This window comes from Actinoplanes regularis (assembly GCF_900188005.1).
In the GTDB taxonomy this organism is placed as follows: domain Bacteria; phylum Actinomycetota; class Actinomycetes; order Mycobacteriales; family Micromonosporaceae; genus Actinoplanes; species Actinoplanes regularis.
The window spans coordinates 353,498-368,615 of the sequence record NZ_FZNR01000004.1 but is presented as its reverse complement, the minus strand read 5'-3'; the positions used below and the strand labels follow the sequence as shown (position 1 = coordinate 368,615).

The window sequence follows — 15,118 nt, the reverse complement described above, 5'->3', positions numbered from 1 at the left end:
GTCCCCGTAATCAACACCAACCCGCTCATTCATGATCCAGAAAAAGCGCCCGGTTCGGCGATCGATGGTCACCCAAAGAGACGATCCGAGACTGGGTGGAAATGAATCAATTTCACTTGTGGACAGTTCGATCGACCCTCGAATTGGACGCTGGTCAACAGGCAGCCCTTGACCTGAATCCTCTTCCCCGGTCAGGAAGAAGGATCGGTCAAGGGCTGCCTTCGTGATGCTATGAGCGGTACACGCCGAACTCGTAGAGCGAGTAGCCGTACGTCGTGGCCCGGGCCGTGTTGTTGACCCGGACGTAGCGGCCGGAGCCGTTGATCGCGAGGTTGTCGAAGCCGCCGTCACCCGCCGTCGTCGAGTGGACGGTGGTCCAGTTGATGCCGTCGTTCGACGTCTGGACCTGGTACGCCGTGGCGTACGCCGCCTCCCACGCGAGCTGCACGTGGTCGAAGGACTGCACCGAGCCCAGATCCACCTGCAGCCACGCGGTGTCCACCCACTCACTGGCCCACCGGGTGCCGTAGTCCCCGTCGACCGCGTACGACGGCAGCTGCGGCCCGTTCGTGCCGGTCGGCTGGTAGGTCGACGCCGTCACGGTCTTGCCGCGGGCCAGGTTGGTCCCGGCGACGACCGGTGGGACCACCTTGAACGAGCGCTGTTCGATGCCCACGTTGCCCTGACCGTCGAACGCGTAGACGTAGATCTTCCAGACGCCGAGGGTCTCCGGCGCCCGGACCGTGAACTGGCCGTTCCCGGTCTGGGTGAAATTCAGGTACCGCAGGCCCTTGTTGCCGTTGATGTGCTTGTCGCTGGCCATCAGGTTGTACCGGATGGCGTCGCCCTGGGGGTCGGAGGCGGTGGCGGTCACGGTGAACGTCCCGCCCGCCGGCACCGACGCGGGGGTCGAGACCGTCATCGCGGTGATCTCCGGCGGCGTGTTCGGCGCCGCCTGTCCGGTGTACGCCTCCCGCAGCGCGTGGTAGCCGAGCCGCCGCCAGCCGCCGGTCGTGGTGTTCAGCCAGACGCCGCCGAAGTCGTTCTCCAGGCCGTAGTGGAACTCGGTCGCCCCGAGCGCGACGCCCGGATGCCCCTTGATCGCGTTCCAGCTGTACGTGTACCCGGCCTTCTTGGCCAGGTCGGAGGGCTCGGTCGGCACCCCGTTGGCGTCGTTGGGCACCTCCCACTCGCCGGCCGGTCCACCCTCGGTGAGGATGTACGGCTTCGTGTAGCCGCCCGCGATCCAGTCCCGCTTCACGGTGTCGATCGCCCCGTACGAGTTGACCGCGAGCAGATCCAGCGCCGGCGAGTACTGCTTGTAGTACGTCCACGCGTACGTGTAGGCGTCCGTCGAGGTCACCGGGTGGTTCGGGTCGGCACCGTGGATCGCCTCGGCGAGCTCGTTGACGAACTTCGCGTACCCGACCCGTCGCGCCTCGACCTCGGCCGCGGAGAGCCCGTAGTTCTGCATCTCCAGGATGACCTCGTTGCCGACGTCCCAGAGCAGCACACCCTGCCGCCCCTTGAGCTGGTTGACCCAGTTGAGCACGTCGGCCTTGGCCGAGGTCTTGTACGCGGTGTCGTTCACGTAGTCCGCGCCGTGGTTGAGCCACAGCCCGACAACCACCTTGATCCCGAACCGTGCGGCTGTGTCCAGCAGGACCGGTGTGTTCGCGTCCGGTCCCCAGATCCGGATCGTGTTGACGCCCATGTTCTTCAGGTCCCGCATGTACCCGTCCGCGGCGGCCTGCGGCGGCCCGTACGTCATGCCCTTGACCTGCCACGGCGTGCCGTTGACGGTCAGCGTCCAGTTCCCCTGCGTGCCGGTGACCTTGACGACGCTCGGCCCGGCCGGCACGGCCGGATCCGTCATGGCCGCCGGTGTCGTGCCGGTCGCCTTGGACACCGTGACCGAGTCGACGCTGAGCACCCCGCCGGAGGTGGTGTCCGCGGCCGGTGTGGTGCTCCCGGCGATCGCGTTCGGCAGCGAGCCGCCGATCGCCAGGTCGAGGCGCAGGTAGAAGCCGTGGTGGACGGCCGCGTTCCAGGCGGCGACGCCGACCTGGGACTCGCGCACCACCCAGCTCTGCCTGCCGTCGAGGTAGAAGCGGATCTCCTCGTCGGTCTTGGTCCGGTCGATGACCTGCGAGTACTCGTGGTAGCCGGCCTGGCAGCCGACGCAGGACGCGAACCCCGAGGATCGTCCGGTGTACTCGGCGCACGGGCCGTCGGGCGCGGTGCCGCAGTGCAGGGTCTGTGCGAGCTGATCGCGGCCGTTGACGCCGGTCATGATGTCGGTCTCGCCGACGGACGGCCAGTTGTTGAAGTTTCCGCGGTACGCGGCGCCGGTCGCCCGGAAACCCGGCCAGTAGCCGAGGCCGTTGGCGACATTGGGCTGCTTGAGCACGGCACTGAACTTGAGCATCTCGCCGGGCTGCGGGGTGAAGTCGGTGCGCTGCGTCTCGATCCGGCCGGACGTCCACTTGCCGGCGCCGTCGCGGATCGCCTTGATGCTGAGCTTGCCGGTGCCGTCGAGCGAGACGTTGGCGGTGGAGTCGCTCGCGGTCTCGACCGAGCCGGTGCCCCAGTTCGCGGCGCCGCCCGGGTACTGCGTGCCGGTCCGCGTCAGCCAGTTCGCGCCGGACGGTGCGGTCCCGGTCGTACCGTCGAAGTTCTCCTGCCAGACCGTGGTGAAGTTGCCGGGATCCTGGGTGGGCGGTGTGGTCGGTGTGGTGGTTCCGCCGCTGGTCAGGACCTTGAACTCCCACAGCGAGTAGCCGTAGCCGGAGGCGCGCACGGTCCCGTAGAGCCGGACGTACCGGCCGCTGCCGGTCACGTTCAGGGTCTCGGTGCCGCCGGCGCCGTTCGTCGTGGAGTAGACGTTGGTCCAGGTGGCCCCGTCACTCGAGGTCTGGATCTGGTACGACTTGCCGTACGCACCCTCCCACTGCAGCACGACACCGCAGACCGAGGTGGTGGCACCCAGGTCGACGCTGATCCACTGCGGATCGGCGAACTGGCTGGACCAGCGCGTGCCGGTGTTCCCGTCGAACGCCTTGTCCGCGCTGACGTCCGCGCCCTCGGCCGACGAGGCGGTGGCGGGGCGTCCCTGGGCGGCGTTGGTCGTGCACTCACCGGCCGGTGTGGTCGAGCCGTAGACCTTGAACTCGTAGAGCGAGTAGCCGTAGCCGCTGCTCCGGGTCGTGCCGTAGAGCCGCACGTAACGCCCGGTGCCGCTCACGGTCAGCGTCTCGGTGCCACCGGTGCCGGCCGTCGTGGAGTGGATGGTGGTCCAGGTGGTCCCGTCGGCCGAGGTCTGGATCTGGTATGCCTTGCCGTACGCACCCTCCCATTGCAGGACCACGCCGGTGATCGTCGCGGTGGCGCCCAGGTCGACGCGGATCCACTGCGGATCGGCGAAGACGCTGGACCAGCGGGTGCCGTCGTTGCCGTCGAAGGCGTTGGCCGGGCCGACGTCGGCACCCTCCTGAGAGGAGGCGGTGGCCGGTTTGCCCTGCGAGAGCAGGGTGTCCGCCGCGTTCGCGGCGGTGGTGACGGCGACGGTCGTGAGGCCGAGGAGCAGGGCGAGGACCGCCGCGAGGACGTACGGTCTGCGGCGACGACGCCGATCCGGCCCGGTTGTCTGACTCATGATCACACCCCAACGGGGACTGTTGCGGACGGGGGCCTGTTTCCGGACGGGTCTGAATGAAGGCAGGCCGGTCTGAATCAAGGCATAGGGAAAGCGCTCTCCAAGCGAGAGCGATTGTTTCGCCCATGTTGCCCGAGGTCAATACTTGCCATTGACATCCCTGGTTCCGGAACTAGAAACTCCGGCCGTGAATGTGAACTCCCGGATCCTTCTCGCCGCCGCCCTGACGGCCGGGCTGCTGGGCGCGAGCGGCTGCGGAGCGGCCGGCGACACCGCCCCCACGGTGACCTCCCCCGCCGCCACGGCCTCTTTCGGCGGCACCGACCTCGCCTGGGTCGAGATCAACATCGCGATGGACGAGGAGCTGCTGCCGCTGCTCGAACTGACCCCGGCGAACAGCTCGAATCCTGCCCTGAAGGAGCTGTCCGCGCAGGTAGCGACGTTCACCGGCGAGGAGCTCGGCACGCTGCGGCAGCTGCACGACGAGGCCGGACTGCCGTCGGCGAACCCGCACAAGGGCATGCCGATGCCCGGGATGGTGACACCCGCGCTGGTCGCCTCGGCCGCCGCCCAGCGAGGTGCGGGCTTCGACAAGGTGCTGACCACGGCCCTCCGGGAGCACCTGGAGCAGGGGCAGCGGCTGGCGACCAGCGAGCGGTCGGCCGGTGCGGAAACGCGAACGAAGGAGCTGGCCGCCCGCATTCTGGAAAGCCGCGCGGAGGCGCTGGAGAAGCTCGAAAAAGAGTTCTGAAATCGTACGGGGAAAAGGTGTTATCGACGGCCTCGACGACCGTCGGCCGCAAGCTTGCGCGGCGGGTGTGGCGCCTCCGGCCGGGGGCTGGGGGGCACCCCGGCCGGAGGCGGTCGATCGGGGTCCGGGCGTGGAAGGCCCGGACCCCCGGCGTCACGGCAGTTCGTAGTTCTCGTTGAGGGCGGCACCGCGGTCCGGCTTGTACTGGTCGAAGCCGCGCGGGTTGCACTGGAGGCCACCGTTGATGCAGTGCGTCGTGAGCGCGGCCAGCACCGCCGGGTCCCAGGCGTTGAAGACGTCGTAGTGGAACGAGTAGCCGCGCCCGCTGGCGAAGTGGACGTTGGCCATGTTGCCACTGACCGGCCACGCCATCTTGAACTCGATCATCGGCACGGCGACCGGGTGGGATGTCGGGCAGACCCCGACGATCGGGTACGCCATGTGGCTCTTGTGGTCCGGGGTGTCCAGGTGCAGGCCGTCCCAGCAGCTCGGGGCCTGGAACCGGACGTTGAGCTGGGAGCCGGCGACGCAGTTTGCCGGGATGTCCCAGTTGCGGGTGCTGTCGCCGCACTCGAAGCCCTCGACCGCACCCGGGTGGTTGCGGAACTCGTCGAGCGTCGAGGTGGGGCTGCCGACCACGTAACGCAGGCCCGGCGGGAACGGCCGCACGCTGCGGTAGTCGATCACGCCGCTCTTGTAGTAGATGACCTGCGGACCGTCCGGCTGCACCGCGGTCGTGCCGTTGAGCAGGGTCGGCATCCAGTAGCCGGTGCGGTCACCGGGGGCGATGCAGGATGTGGTGCCGGCCTGCAGCGACGCCAGCGTGGTGGTGGCGTTGGTGGTGCGGTTGCCCATGAAGGTGTGCGAGTGCGAGGCGCCCGGCAGGCCCGGGAAGACGATCGGGTCGTCGTTCAGGTTGGTCCGGCTCACCGAGCAGTTCGCCTGGAATTCACGGTGGGTCACCGGCGGGTTCTGCGCGGGCGGGATGGCCGTGGACGGGACGACGCCGGTGACCGGCGGGTTCGCCATCACGTAGCCGGGGCCGTCGGCGGGCGGCGGGGTGACCGACGACGTTCCGTAGACCTGGAACTCGTACAGCGAGTAGCCGTAGCCGGTGCCCCGCTGGGTGCCGTACATCCGGACGTAGCGGCCGGAGCCGCTGACCGCGAGCGTCTGGTTGCCGCCCGTCGCGGTGGTGGTGCTGTAGACGGTGGTCCAGGCGTTGCCGTCGGGCGAGGTCTGGATCTGGAAGGCTTTCGCGTACGCCGCCTCCCACTGCAGCTTGACTTGCGTGATCGTGGCGGTGGCGCCGAGGTCGACGCGCAGCCACTGCGGGTCGGACCACTGGCTGCCCCAGCGGGTGTCGGAGCGGCCGTCGACCGCGGCGATGGCAGGGGACTCGCCGTTCTCGACCGAGGAGGCGAGTGCGGGTTTGCCCTGCGAGAGCAGGGTGTCGGCGGCGTAGGCGGACTGGTCGGCGGTGACCAGCAGGGCGCCGGCCAGGGCGATCGCGCTCAACGGCGCGAGGAGCCGTCGTAACGGTGTTCTGTTCACGGGGGGATCTCCCAAGGTTCGAGGACAGTACGCTTGGAGAGCGCTTTCCAGTTTTCGGACTTGTTACGACCTCCGTCAATGCTTTGGGGTTCCGGAACGTGGCGGACCGGATTTTCCGCCGCTCCGCCGGGCACGAGCGGAAAGCGCTCTCCACCTCGTGCTATAACTTCGGCATGCAGAGCCAGCGGCTACCGACGCTCGAGGACGTAGCCCGGGTCGCCGGCGTCTCCAGGGCCACCGTGTCCCGGGTCGTCAACGGGATCCGCAACGTCGACCCGCAACTGCACGAGCTGGTCTGGAGCGCCGTCGAGCAGACCGGCTACGTGCCCAACCGGCTGGCCCGCTCCCTGGTCACCCGGCGCACCGGCACCGTCGCCCTGGTGGTCTCCGACTCCGAGACACACGACGACGACCCGTTCATGAGTCGATTCTTCGCCGACCCCTACTTCGGCCGGGTCGTCGGTGGGCTGATGAGCGTGCTGCGCCCCGCCGGGGTCCAGCTGGCCCTGCAGATGGTCGGCGCCGACGGCCACAAGCGGCTGGTCGGCGACCTGCGCAACGGCCAGGCCGACGGCGCGGTCGTGCTGTCGCTGCCCGCCCGCGACCCGCTGCCCGGCCTGCTCGCCGACGCGCGCATCCCGGCCGTCCTGATCGGCCGGCCGGCCGACCCGGTGCCGATCAGCTACGTCGACCTGGCCAACGAGACCGGCGCCGCGCTCGCCGCCGACCGCCTGGCCGCTCGCGGCTGCCAGCGGCTCGGCATGATCTCCGGACCCGCCGACGTGCCGGCCAGCCAGGACCGGATCACCGGCTTCCGGCGGGCGACCGCTCGGCACGGGCACGCCTGGGTGCCCCTGGTGAACGGCAATTTCACCAGGGAGAGCGGGGAACAGGCGATGCGTCTCCTGCTGGCCGAGCAGCCGCGGCTCGACGGCGTGTTCGTGGCGAACGACCTGATGGCGCTCGGCGCGCTGCTGGTGTTGCGCGACGCCGGCAAGCGGGTGCCGGAGGATGTCGCGGTGGTCGGCTTCGATGACAGCAGCGCGGCGCTGGCGGCACGACCGGCCCTGACCACGGTGCGGCACCCGCTCGAGGACATGGCGGCCGAGGCCGCGAAGCTTCTCCTCGCCCGCATCGACGACCCGGCGGCCCGGATCAGCTCGGTCATCTATGAGCCGACCCTCATCGCCCGGCAATCCGCCTGACCTCCCGCAGCGGAGTGTGACGTCTCCTATACTTCCGAAAACCTATAGGGTCGATATAGATTGACGGCATGACCACCTTGCAGACCCCCGCGGCCTTCGCCACCAACCAGGACCTCGACGCGATCCGTCTGCGCAGGGCGTTCGGCGTCTTCCCCAGCGGGGTCGTCGCCGTCGCGGCCGCCGTCGACGGCCGGCTCGTCGGGCTCGCGGCCAGCTCGTTCACCTCGGTCAGCCTGGACCCACCCCTGGTGTCGTTCTCCATCGCCAACACCTCCAAGACCTGGCCGGACCTGCGGCGCGCGGACCACCTCGGCGTGACCGTCCTCGCCGCCCACCACGGCGCGATCTGCCGGCAGCTCGCCGGGCCGGTCGCCCACCGCTTCGACGGCGTGCCGGCGTCGGTGAGCGAGGACGGCGCGGTGACCATCGACGACGGCCTGGCCCGCTTCGACTGCACGATCTACCGCGAGGTGGAGGCCGGGGACCACACCATCATCCTGCTGGAACTGCACGCGGTGGACCACCCGGTGGACCAGGGAGATCCGCTGTCGCCGCTGGTCTTCCACCGCTCCTCGTTCGGCCGCCTCACCGCCGAGTAGTCCCCGGCCCGTGGACGCTCGCGTATGCACCGGGGGTTCCTGACCATGGTTCGTCCACGCTCCAGCGGATGAACTCGAGGAATGACGGTCACATCCGAGCTCCGGGACCCCCGATGAAAGCGCTCACCTCGATCCTGCTCACGGCATCGCTCGTCAGCACCGGCCTGATGGCCGGCATCTTCCTCGCGTTCACCACCGCGGTCATGCCGGGACTGCGCGCCACCGACGACCGCACCTTCGTCGCCGCGATGCAGCAGTTCAACGCGGCCATCCAGAACGGACTGTTCTTCCTGGTCTTCCTCGGGGCCCTGGTGTTCCCGATAGCCGCGGCGGTGCTGCGGGCGCGGGCCGGTGAGCCGTACCTCTGGATCGCGATCGCGGCCGGGCTCTACCTGGTGGTGCTGATCCTGACGATGGGCATCTCGGTGCCGCTCAACAACGCGCTCGCCGGGGCCTCGCTGGCCGACGCGGCGCGGGCGCGGGCGGACTTCGAGGGCGTGTGGGTGCCGGTCAACAACGTACGCACGATCCTGAGCACACTCGCGCTGCTCTGCCTCGGACATGTCATGGTTGCGGGGTGGACACGCTGACCGGACTGCTCGACGGGGCACGCGCACGTGAGGCGTTCCTGCTGCGCACCGTCCTGGAGCCGCCGTTCGCGCTGCGCATCCAGGACGAGGCACCGCTGTCCCTGGTCACGATGCTCAAAGGGTCGGCCCAGGTGATCCGGGATTCGCGGATCACGCTGAACCCCGGGGACGTGGCGGTGATCTGCGGCCCGCAGCCGTACACGGTCGCGGACGACCCGGCGACGCCCTGGCAGACCATCATCCACCCCGGCCAGGTGTGCACCACCGTGGACGGAACACCCCGGGAACACCTGGGGGTCCGCAGCTGGGGCGACCCGTCGGGCGGCGGGACCGAACTGATCACCGGGACGTACCAGTTGCGCAGCGAGGTCAGCCGGCGCCTGCTCCGGACGCTGCCGTCGATGCTGGTGCAGCCGGCCGCCGGCACCGATCGAACGCTGGTCGGGCTCCTCTCGGCCGAGATGGGCCGCACCGCCCCGGGCCAGGAGCTGGTCCTGGACCGGCTGCTCGACCTGTTGCTGATCTCGGTGCTGCGGTCCTGGCTGGCCGGCACACCCACCTGGCACGACCCGATCGCCGGCACGGCCCTGCGGCTGCTGCACGCCGAGCCCGCGGCGCCGTGGACGGTCGCCGAACTGGCCCGCCGGGCCGGGGTGTCCCGGTCGCTGCTGGCCCGGCGGTTCACCGAACTGGTCGGCGAGCCGCCGATGGCGTACCTGACCGGGTGGCGGCTCGCCCTCGCCGCCGACCTGCTGCGGGACCCGTCCCTGACGCTCGGCGCGGTGGCGCGGCAGGTGGGCTACGGCAGCGCTTTCGCGCTGAGCGCGGCGTTCAAACGCGAGCGCGGGCTGAGCCCCCAGGACTTCCGGCGGCACTCCCCCGACATGCACTTCACCGCGTACGACCCCGGCCCCTCCCCGGTGGTCGTCCTCGCGTAGCTTCGCCCGACCCTGGAGGCCCTGCCCCCGGCCAGCTCGCCGGCGCCGTTCAGTGGTGCTTGGTAAGACTGTCTGCCAGCGGAATCGACATTTCCTCCGTCGCGGGCCACGGCGGATTCTCCGGTCCCTGACGCCAGGTGAGATGGACCTCGCCGTTCAGCTGCCTTCGATCGGCATGCTACGGGATCGATCTCCCAGCTGGTCGCGGCGGCGGGTCAGGTAGGCGATCTCGGCGGTGTTGCCCGCCAGTTCGATGGCTTTGTCGTAGGCCGCGCGCGCCTGCCCGCCGAGGCCCAGCCGACGCAGCAGGTGGGCGCGGGTCGCGTGGTAGGCGTGATAGCCGACCAGCTGGTCCGCGAGGCGGTCGACGGCCGCCAGCGCCACCTCCGGGCCGTCGATCTCGGCGACCGCGACGGCCCGGTTGAGGGCGACGATCGGTGAGGGATCGAGGCGAACGAGCTGGTCGTAGAGGGCGACGACCTGTGACCAGTCGGTGTCGCGGACGTCGCGCGCGGAGGTGTGCACGGCATTGATCGCGGCGAGGATCTGGTAGCGGCCCGGGGCGACGCCGGCGGCCAGGCGCTCGCGTACCAGCCGGTGGCCCTCGGCGATCAGCGCGGTGTCCCACGCCCCACGGTCCTGTTCCTCGAGGGTGACCAGTTCGCCGGTCGCCGAGACCCGGGCGGGGCGGCGGGCGTCGGTGAGGAGCATCAGCGCGAGCAGCCCGGCCACCTCACCGTCCGCCGGGAGCAGGGCGCGGATCAGGCGGGTGAGCCGGATGGCCTCGGCGCTCAAGTCGTGCCGGATGGGGTCGGTGCCGGGGCCGGTCGCCAGGTAGCCCTCGTTGAAGACGAGGAAGAGGACGGCGAGCACGCCGGAGACGCGATCCGGGAGATCCTCGGCGGACGGCACCCGGTAGGGGATCCGGGCCGTCTTGATCTTGGCTTTCGCGCGGGTGATCCGCTGCCCCATCGTGGTCTCCTGGACCAGGAAGGCGCGGGCGATCTCGGACACGGTCAGCCCGCCGACCATGCGCAGGGTCAACGCCACCCGGGTCTCCGGCGCGAGCGCCGGGTGACAGCAGGTGAAGATCAACCGGAGCCGCTCGTCCTCGATGGCGCCGGGCGGCTCGGGCGGGTCGTCGTGGTACACCGTCCGAGCCTCCCTCTGCTTGTCGTCCCGCTTGCTCTCGCGCCGGATCCGGTCGATGGCCTTGCGGTTGGCGGTGGTGGTCAGCCAGGCGCCGGGATTGGGGGGTACGCCGTCGGCCGGCCACCGCTCGACAGCGACCGCGAACGCCTCGGCCGCCGCCTCCTCGGCGATGTCGAGGTCGCCGAATCGCCGGGTCAGGGCGGCGACCACCCGCGCCCACTCGCCGCGGTGCGCCTGGGTGATCGCCTCCCGGACGTCGGCCCCGCTCACAGGAACGGCCGCACCTCGACCTTGCGGTTGCACGCCCTCGACCCCTCGGCGGCGAGCTTGAGGGCCACGTCGAGGTCGGCGGCCTCGATGATCCAGAAGCCGGCGAGGAACTCCTTCGTCTCCACGAAGGGCCCGTCGGTGACCAGTGCCCCGCCACCGCGGTTGTCGATGACGGTGGCCGTGTCGGGTCCACCGAGGCCACCGGCGAAGACCCAGTGACCCTCCTCCTGGAGCCGCTCGTTGAACCCGGCGATGGCGGCCATCTCGTCCGGGGTGGCGAGGCCGGGCCGATCGAAGATCACGGAAACCAGGTACCGCATCTGAAGATCATCTCCTGTGGTTCGGGGCGCCCCTCGATGGTGGCCGCTCACCTCTGCGACGATCACCTTCACCCGGATCCGACAGCGCCGCCCGGATTTCCCTCGAGATTTTTCCGGTACGCCGTGACGAGTGCTCCGCGTCAGGGTTTCAGCAGCGCCGTCATCGCGTCGTTCTCCGCAGTCTGCTCGTTGACGACGTGCTTGGCCAGGCTGTGGATGTAGGCGTTGCCGCCGGGGCCGTCCAGCAGCGACCGGGACATGGTGATCGCACCCCGGTGATGTTCGATCATGAGCCGGAGGAACACCGGCGCCGCGGTGCGAGCGTCGGCGCGGTCGAGCTCATCCAGCTGCGCCTGGGTCAGCATGCCGTGCGCCGAGCCACCCTCCGGGGTGCCCGCCGGCTGGTTCCAGGCGGTCAGCCAGTCGTTGGTCTGGTCGATCTCGCGTTGCTGGTCGTGGACGATGAACTCGGCGATCAGGCGGATCCGCTCCGGGACGTCGCCCTTGGCGATCAGCGTGCGGCTCATCCGGACGGCCTGTTCGTGGTGCGCCACCATCATCTGCGCGTAGTGCACGTCGGTCCCGGAGGGTGCTGCCACGGACTCGGACGCGACCTGCTGCTTCTCGACGTCGCGGTCGCCGGTGCGCAGCAGGACGACGGTCACGGCGGCGAGTGCGAGGACGAGCGCGGCGGCGAGACGGCGGACGGTCAAGAAAGGTCCCTTCTCCTCGGGAGAGCGGGGCCGGCCCGGTCGCGCTGACCGGGCCGGCCGGGGTTCAGCCCTGCGAGCCTTCGCCGCTCTGGTTCCCGTTCGCGCCCTCACGGCCGGCCGGGGTCAGCGGGTTCATCTCGGTGAAGTCGCGCGGCACCAGGTCGAAACCCTGCCAGTGCATCGGCATCGGGCTCTGGTCCTCGTCGCGCGGCACGTGGTGGAAGCCCACCCGGACCCACATCACCGGGTCGGCCAGCTTCTCCTTGTTCTTGACGAAGTCGATGACGGTGACGCTGTCCAGCGGGCACTCGGGGTCCGCGGCGTTGTCACTGGCCCACTTCTCGCACGCGTTCTTCTGGCTGAAGGTCACGTCCGGCTTGGTCTCCGGGTGCCCCTCGTACCTGTCGCTCGCTCCGCGCGCCAGCTCGTAGGAACGCTGGTGTCCGTCGGCGTTCTTGCTGGTCGGGCTGACGATGCGCCAGAAGCGCTGGTTGGCGGCGGAGAACGTACCCTCGTTGGCGATCGTCTTGTGCGTGGTCTTGAGCGCCGCGGTCATGCTGCCGCGGCCCGACGTCGTGGTGTCGAACTGCTCGACCTTCTCCCCGCCCTTGCCGGCGATGTTGAAGTCCACCCGCCAGAACGCGTTGTGGTAGTGCATGGTCGAGTAGTCCTTGGCGGCCTTGCCGATCGGCCAGCCGTTGTCGGCGGTGGAGTACTCGCTCGGCGCCAGGTCTCCGGTGGCGCCGAGACGCGCCGAGATCTGCCCGTCGTCGTGCAGCCGGTACTCGGTCACGTATTCGTACCAGCCGAGCTTGCTGACCGTTCGCAGCACCAGGTCGTGACCCTGCTGCGAGTAGACCTTCTCCTCCGACCCCTCGTAGTCGTGCAGCCGGTAGGCGAGGCCACGCGGCTCCGCGCTGACGCAGAGCACCTTGCGCTGCTGCGGGTCGCTGCCGCCGTCGGAGCCGAGGCGGATCGAGCCGCCCTTGCAGTCGTCGCCGGTGAGGGTCTCCAGGCCGTAGCTGCCCAGGCCGATGGCCGTGAGGTCGTTGTACTCGGTGTCACCCGTGTCGTACGGCACGTTGAGCTGTGCCAGCCGGATCGAGTCCAGCACCTGCACCGGCTCGGGATAGCGCTTCGTGGCGACGAAGACGTGGTCGAGGACGAGCCCGGCCTTGTCGTTGATCCGCCAGCAGAGCTGCCAGGTGGTCCCGTTGGGCAGGGTCTCCTTGACCATCGCCGACGCGCCGCAGGGCGTCGCCGCCGGGGCCGCCTGGGCGGCGGCGGGCGCGGTCAGGCTGAGCACGGCCGACGTCAGGAGCGCGACGGCCGCGGCGATCTTTCGGTACGTCATGCTGCCGGAATCCCCGCTCACTTGAGGCGGGCGACCTGGCGCCCGGAGAGGTCGACGATGAGGTCGGTGACATTGATGAAGTGACCGTCTCCGGTCTTCACGATGAGCTGCACGCAGCGGCTCTTGCCGCACTGGGACGCGCCCTTGTCCGCGGGTTTCGCCGTGTAGATGTGCGCGGTGGGGACGAGCCCCGCCGTGCCGTTCAGCTGCTCACCGGTAGCCTTGCGGTAGGCCTCCTTGAACTCCGCACTGAGCGGATCGTTGACCAGCAGGTCGAGCGCGGCCTTTGCCTCCTGCTCGGACGCCGGCGGCTGCATCCCGGTGGCGGAGTAGGACTTGAGGAGTTTGCCGGCCTTGAGGTCGACGACCTGCTTGAACAGCTTGCCGGTGCGGTAGTCGTAGTAGTACAGCTCCGCCTGCCGGCCGGTGCCGTCGACATCCAGCTCGGCCGCCAGGTACTCCGGACCGGCCTTACCGGTCACGTCCGTGGCGTTCGCCGCCAGTTGCGGGGTGAGCGCGAGCGCGCGGGCCTTGTCGACCTCGGTGCCGGTCAGCGGATCGCTGCCGGTCCCGGAGGCGGCCTCGGGCACGGGACTCGGGTTGGAGACGCGCGGCTGCTCGGCTGTCGCACCGGGCGTCGACGGCGTACTGGGTGCGGCGTTCGCCTGCCACGAGGCGAGCCCGAAGGCAGTCACCGCGGTGATTGTCGCGATGCCGAGGCCCCAGCCCCACTTTCGATGACGATCCACTGCTGATAATCCTCCCCGTTGTTCGACAGTGCGCCGTGAACAATCGCGGAAGGTGAGTGAAATTCGTGTGAGGCGGGCGGGATCCGCGGCCGTCAGCACCCTTTTGAGCGATCCAAAGTGCCTGGTCGTCGCGGTAATAGGCCACATTGGATGTGATGAAATCCGCTCCGAGACATTCTTCGAAATAGCCTACGCGGAAATGTCTGACTGACCGGAATTCGACAAATATTGCGCCCTGATTAAACAATCCGAGGGGCGGAACCGTGCACCGTTCCGCCCCCTCGTTCGCCGGCCGGCCTTGCCGCGGACCGGCCCCCGGTCAGGCGCCGGCGAGCGACCAGACCGCGGCGGCGATGGCGTTCGAGGCCAGGCCCATGCTGGTCGAACTGACGTCGGTCAGGTCGTCGCACGCCCTGTGGTAGCAGGCTCCGAGCGCACTGAGGCTGCGCACCGAACTGACACCGGTGACCTTGACGCCGGCGTTCTTGAACGCGGCGTGGTCGGAACGGTCGTCGGTGTCCAGGGACGGGTTGACGGTGATGCCCTGTGCGGTGAAGTAGGTCTTGAACGGCGCGTTGAGGCCGTTCGACTGACCCTCGACGTAGAGGCTCCAACCGACGGCGCGGCCGTTCTCCGGCTTGTTGCCGACCATGTCGAAGTTCAGGTACGCGTCGATCTTCTTCGACTCGCCGCTGGCCAGGTGCGACACGTAGTAGCTGGAGCCGATGTCGCCCTGCTCCTCCGCACCCCAGAAAGCGAATCGGATCCGCTTCTGCGGCACCAGCTTGGCCTGCGCGATCGCGGCGGCGTTGGCCAGCAGCGCGGCCACGCCGGAGCCGTTGTCGTTGATGCCCGGGCCGGCCGAGACCGAGTCGGAGTGGGCGCCCGCCATGACCACGTGGGTGGCGTCGCCGTACGGCCACTCGGCGACGACGTTGGACGCGGCCTTGCCGCCGGTGGTGAAGTTCTGCACCGTGGTCTTCCAGCCGAGCGCGTCGAGCTGCTGCTTGATGTAGGTGACCGTGGACGTGAAGCCGGGGGTGCCGATCACCCGGGTGTTGTTGCTGGCCGAGGCGAAGCTCATCAGCTTCTGCAGGTGTGCCATCGAGACGTCCGCACTGATCACCGGCGGGGCGACGGCGACCGGGGCGGCGGTGACCGCTGGGGCGGCGCCGGCGTAGGCCGTACCGGTGACCGCGAGGGTGGCGGTGAGCGCGGCGGCGACGCCGGCGTAGGCGAACTTGCGGACCCGCATTGTGTTCCTCCAT

General features: G+C 69.6%; 13 protein-coding genes. 5 read left to right on the top strand and 8 right to left on the bottom strand.

The features are described 5' to 3' along the window. Positions 1-229: 229 nt before the first annotated feature. Entirely contained in the window at positions 230-3,655 is a 3,426-nt protein-coding gene (locus CHC09_RS14060; protein WP_089293700.1) for a discoidin domain-containing protein, read from the bottom strand. A 187-nt stretch (positions 3,656-3,842) separates the two neighbouring features. On the opposite strand from CHC09_RS14060, the gene CHC09_RS14055 reads away from it, so the two are divergent. Further along, on the top strand, positions 3,843-4,406 hold the full coding sequence (locus CHC09_RS14055; RefSeq protein WP_143232317.1) for a DUF305 domain-containing protein: 564 nt from the start codon (positions 3,843-3,845) through the stop codon (positions 4,404-4,406). Between the two features lie 153 nt (positions 4,407-4,559). On the opposite strand, the gene CHC09_RS14050 is transcribed toward CHC09_RS14055, so the two are convergent. Then, positions 4,560-5,960, bottom strand: a complete 1,401-nt coding sequence (locus CHC09_RS14050) for a DUF1996 domain-containing protein (protein WP_089293505.1) — start codon at positions 5,958-5,960, stop codon at positions 4,560-4,562. A gap of 98 nt (positions 5,961-6,058) precedes the next feature. Between CHC09_RS14050 and CHC09_RS14045 the strand changes: the two genes are divergently transcribed. The 4 genes from CHC09_RS14045 (at position 6,059) to CHC09_RS14030 (ending at position 9,292) form a co-directional block, all read left to right on the top strand. Next, a complete protein-coding gene (locus CHC09_RS14045; protein ID WP_307833933.1) occupies positions 6,059-7,165 on the top strand; it encodes a LacI family DNA-binding transcriptional regulator in 1,107 nt (368 codons plus the stop codon). Between the two features lie 68 nt (positions 7,166-7,233). Continuing rightward, positions 7,234-7,764, top strand: coding sequence for a flavin reductase family protein (locus tag CHC09_RS14040; RefSeq protein ID WP_089293504.1), 531 nt, complete (start codon positions 7,234-7,236; stop codon positions 7,762-7,764). Positions 7,765-7,877: 113 nt separating this feature from the next. After that, the gene (locus tag CHC09_RS14035; RefSeq protein ID WP_089293503.1) at positions 7,878-8,354 is read left to right on the top strand and encodes an anthrone oxygenase family protein; all 477 of its coding nucleotides are present in this window, start codon (positions 7,878-7,880) and stop codon (positions 8,352-8,354) included. After that, the gene (locus CHC09_RS14030; protein ID WP_089293502.1) at positions 8,342-9,292 is read left to right on the top strand and encodes an AraC family transcriptional regulator; all 951 of its coding nucleotides are present in this window, start codon (positions 8,342-8,344) and stop codon (positions 9,290-9,292) included. Before CHC09_RS14035 ends, CHC09_RS14030 begins: the two co-directional genes overlap by 13 nt. Before the next feature lie 156 nt (positions 9,293-9,448). On the opposite strand, the gene CHC09_RS14025 is transcribed toward CHC09_RS14030, so the two are convergent. The 6 genes from CHC09_RS14025 to CHC09_RS14000 all read right to left on the bottom strand — a co-directional run bounded on the left by CHC09_RS14025 (position 9,449) and on the right by CHC09_RS14000 (position 15,105). Further along, positions 9,449-10,714, bottom strand: a complete 1,266-nt coding sequence (locus CHC09_RS14025) for an RNA polymerase sigma factor (protein WP_089293501.1) — start codon at positions 10,712-10,714, stop codon at positions 9,449-9,451. Continuing rightward, positions 10,711-11,034 carry a YciI family protein gene (locus tag CHC09_RS14020; protein ID WP_089293500.1) on the bottom strand — a complete coding sequence of 108 codons (324 nt, stop codon included), beginning with the start codon at positions 11,032-11,034 and terminating at the stop codon, positions 10,711-10,713. Before CHC09_RS14020 ends, CHC09_RS14025 begins: the two co-directional genes overlap by 4 nt. A gap of 140 nt (positions 11,035-11,174) precedes the next feature. Continuing rightward, complete coding sequence (locus CHC09_RS14015) at positions 11,175-11,747, bottom strand: DUF305 domain-containing protein (protein ID WP_089293499.1); 573 nt, start codon at positions 11,745-11,747, stop codon at positions 11,175-11,177. Between the two features lie 64 nt (positions 11,748-11,811). Further along, complete coding sequence (locus CHC09_RS14010; RefSeq protein ID WP_239138301.1) at positions 11,812-13,101, bottom strand: copper amine oxidase; 1,290 nt, start codon at positions 13,099-13,101, stop codon at positions 11,812-11,814. 17 nt (positions 13,102-13,118) lie between these two features. Beyond that, positions 13,119-13,850, bottom strand: coding sequence for a hypothetical protein (locus CHC09_RS14005; protein ID WP_089293498.1), 732 nt, complete (start codon positions 13,848-13,850; stop codon positions 13,119-13,121). A gap of 319 nt (positions 13,851-14,169) precedes the next feature. After that, positions 14,170-15,105: a M20/M25/M40 family metallo-hydrolase gene (locus CHC09_RS14000; RefSeq protein ID WP_089293497.1), complete on the bottom strand. Its 936-nt coding sequence runs from the start codon at positions 15,103-15,105 to the stop codon at positions 14,170-14,172. Positions 15,106-15,118 lie beyond the last annotated feature (13 nt).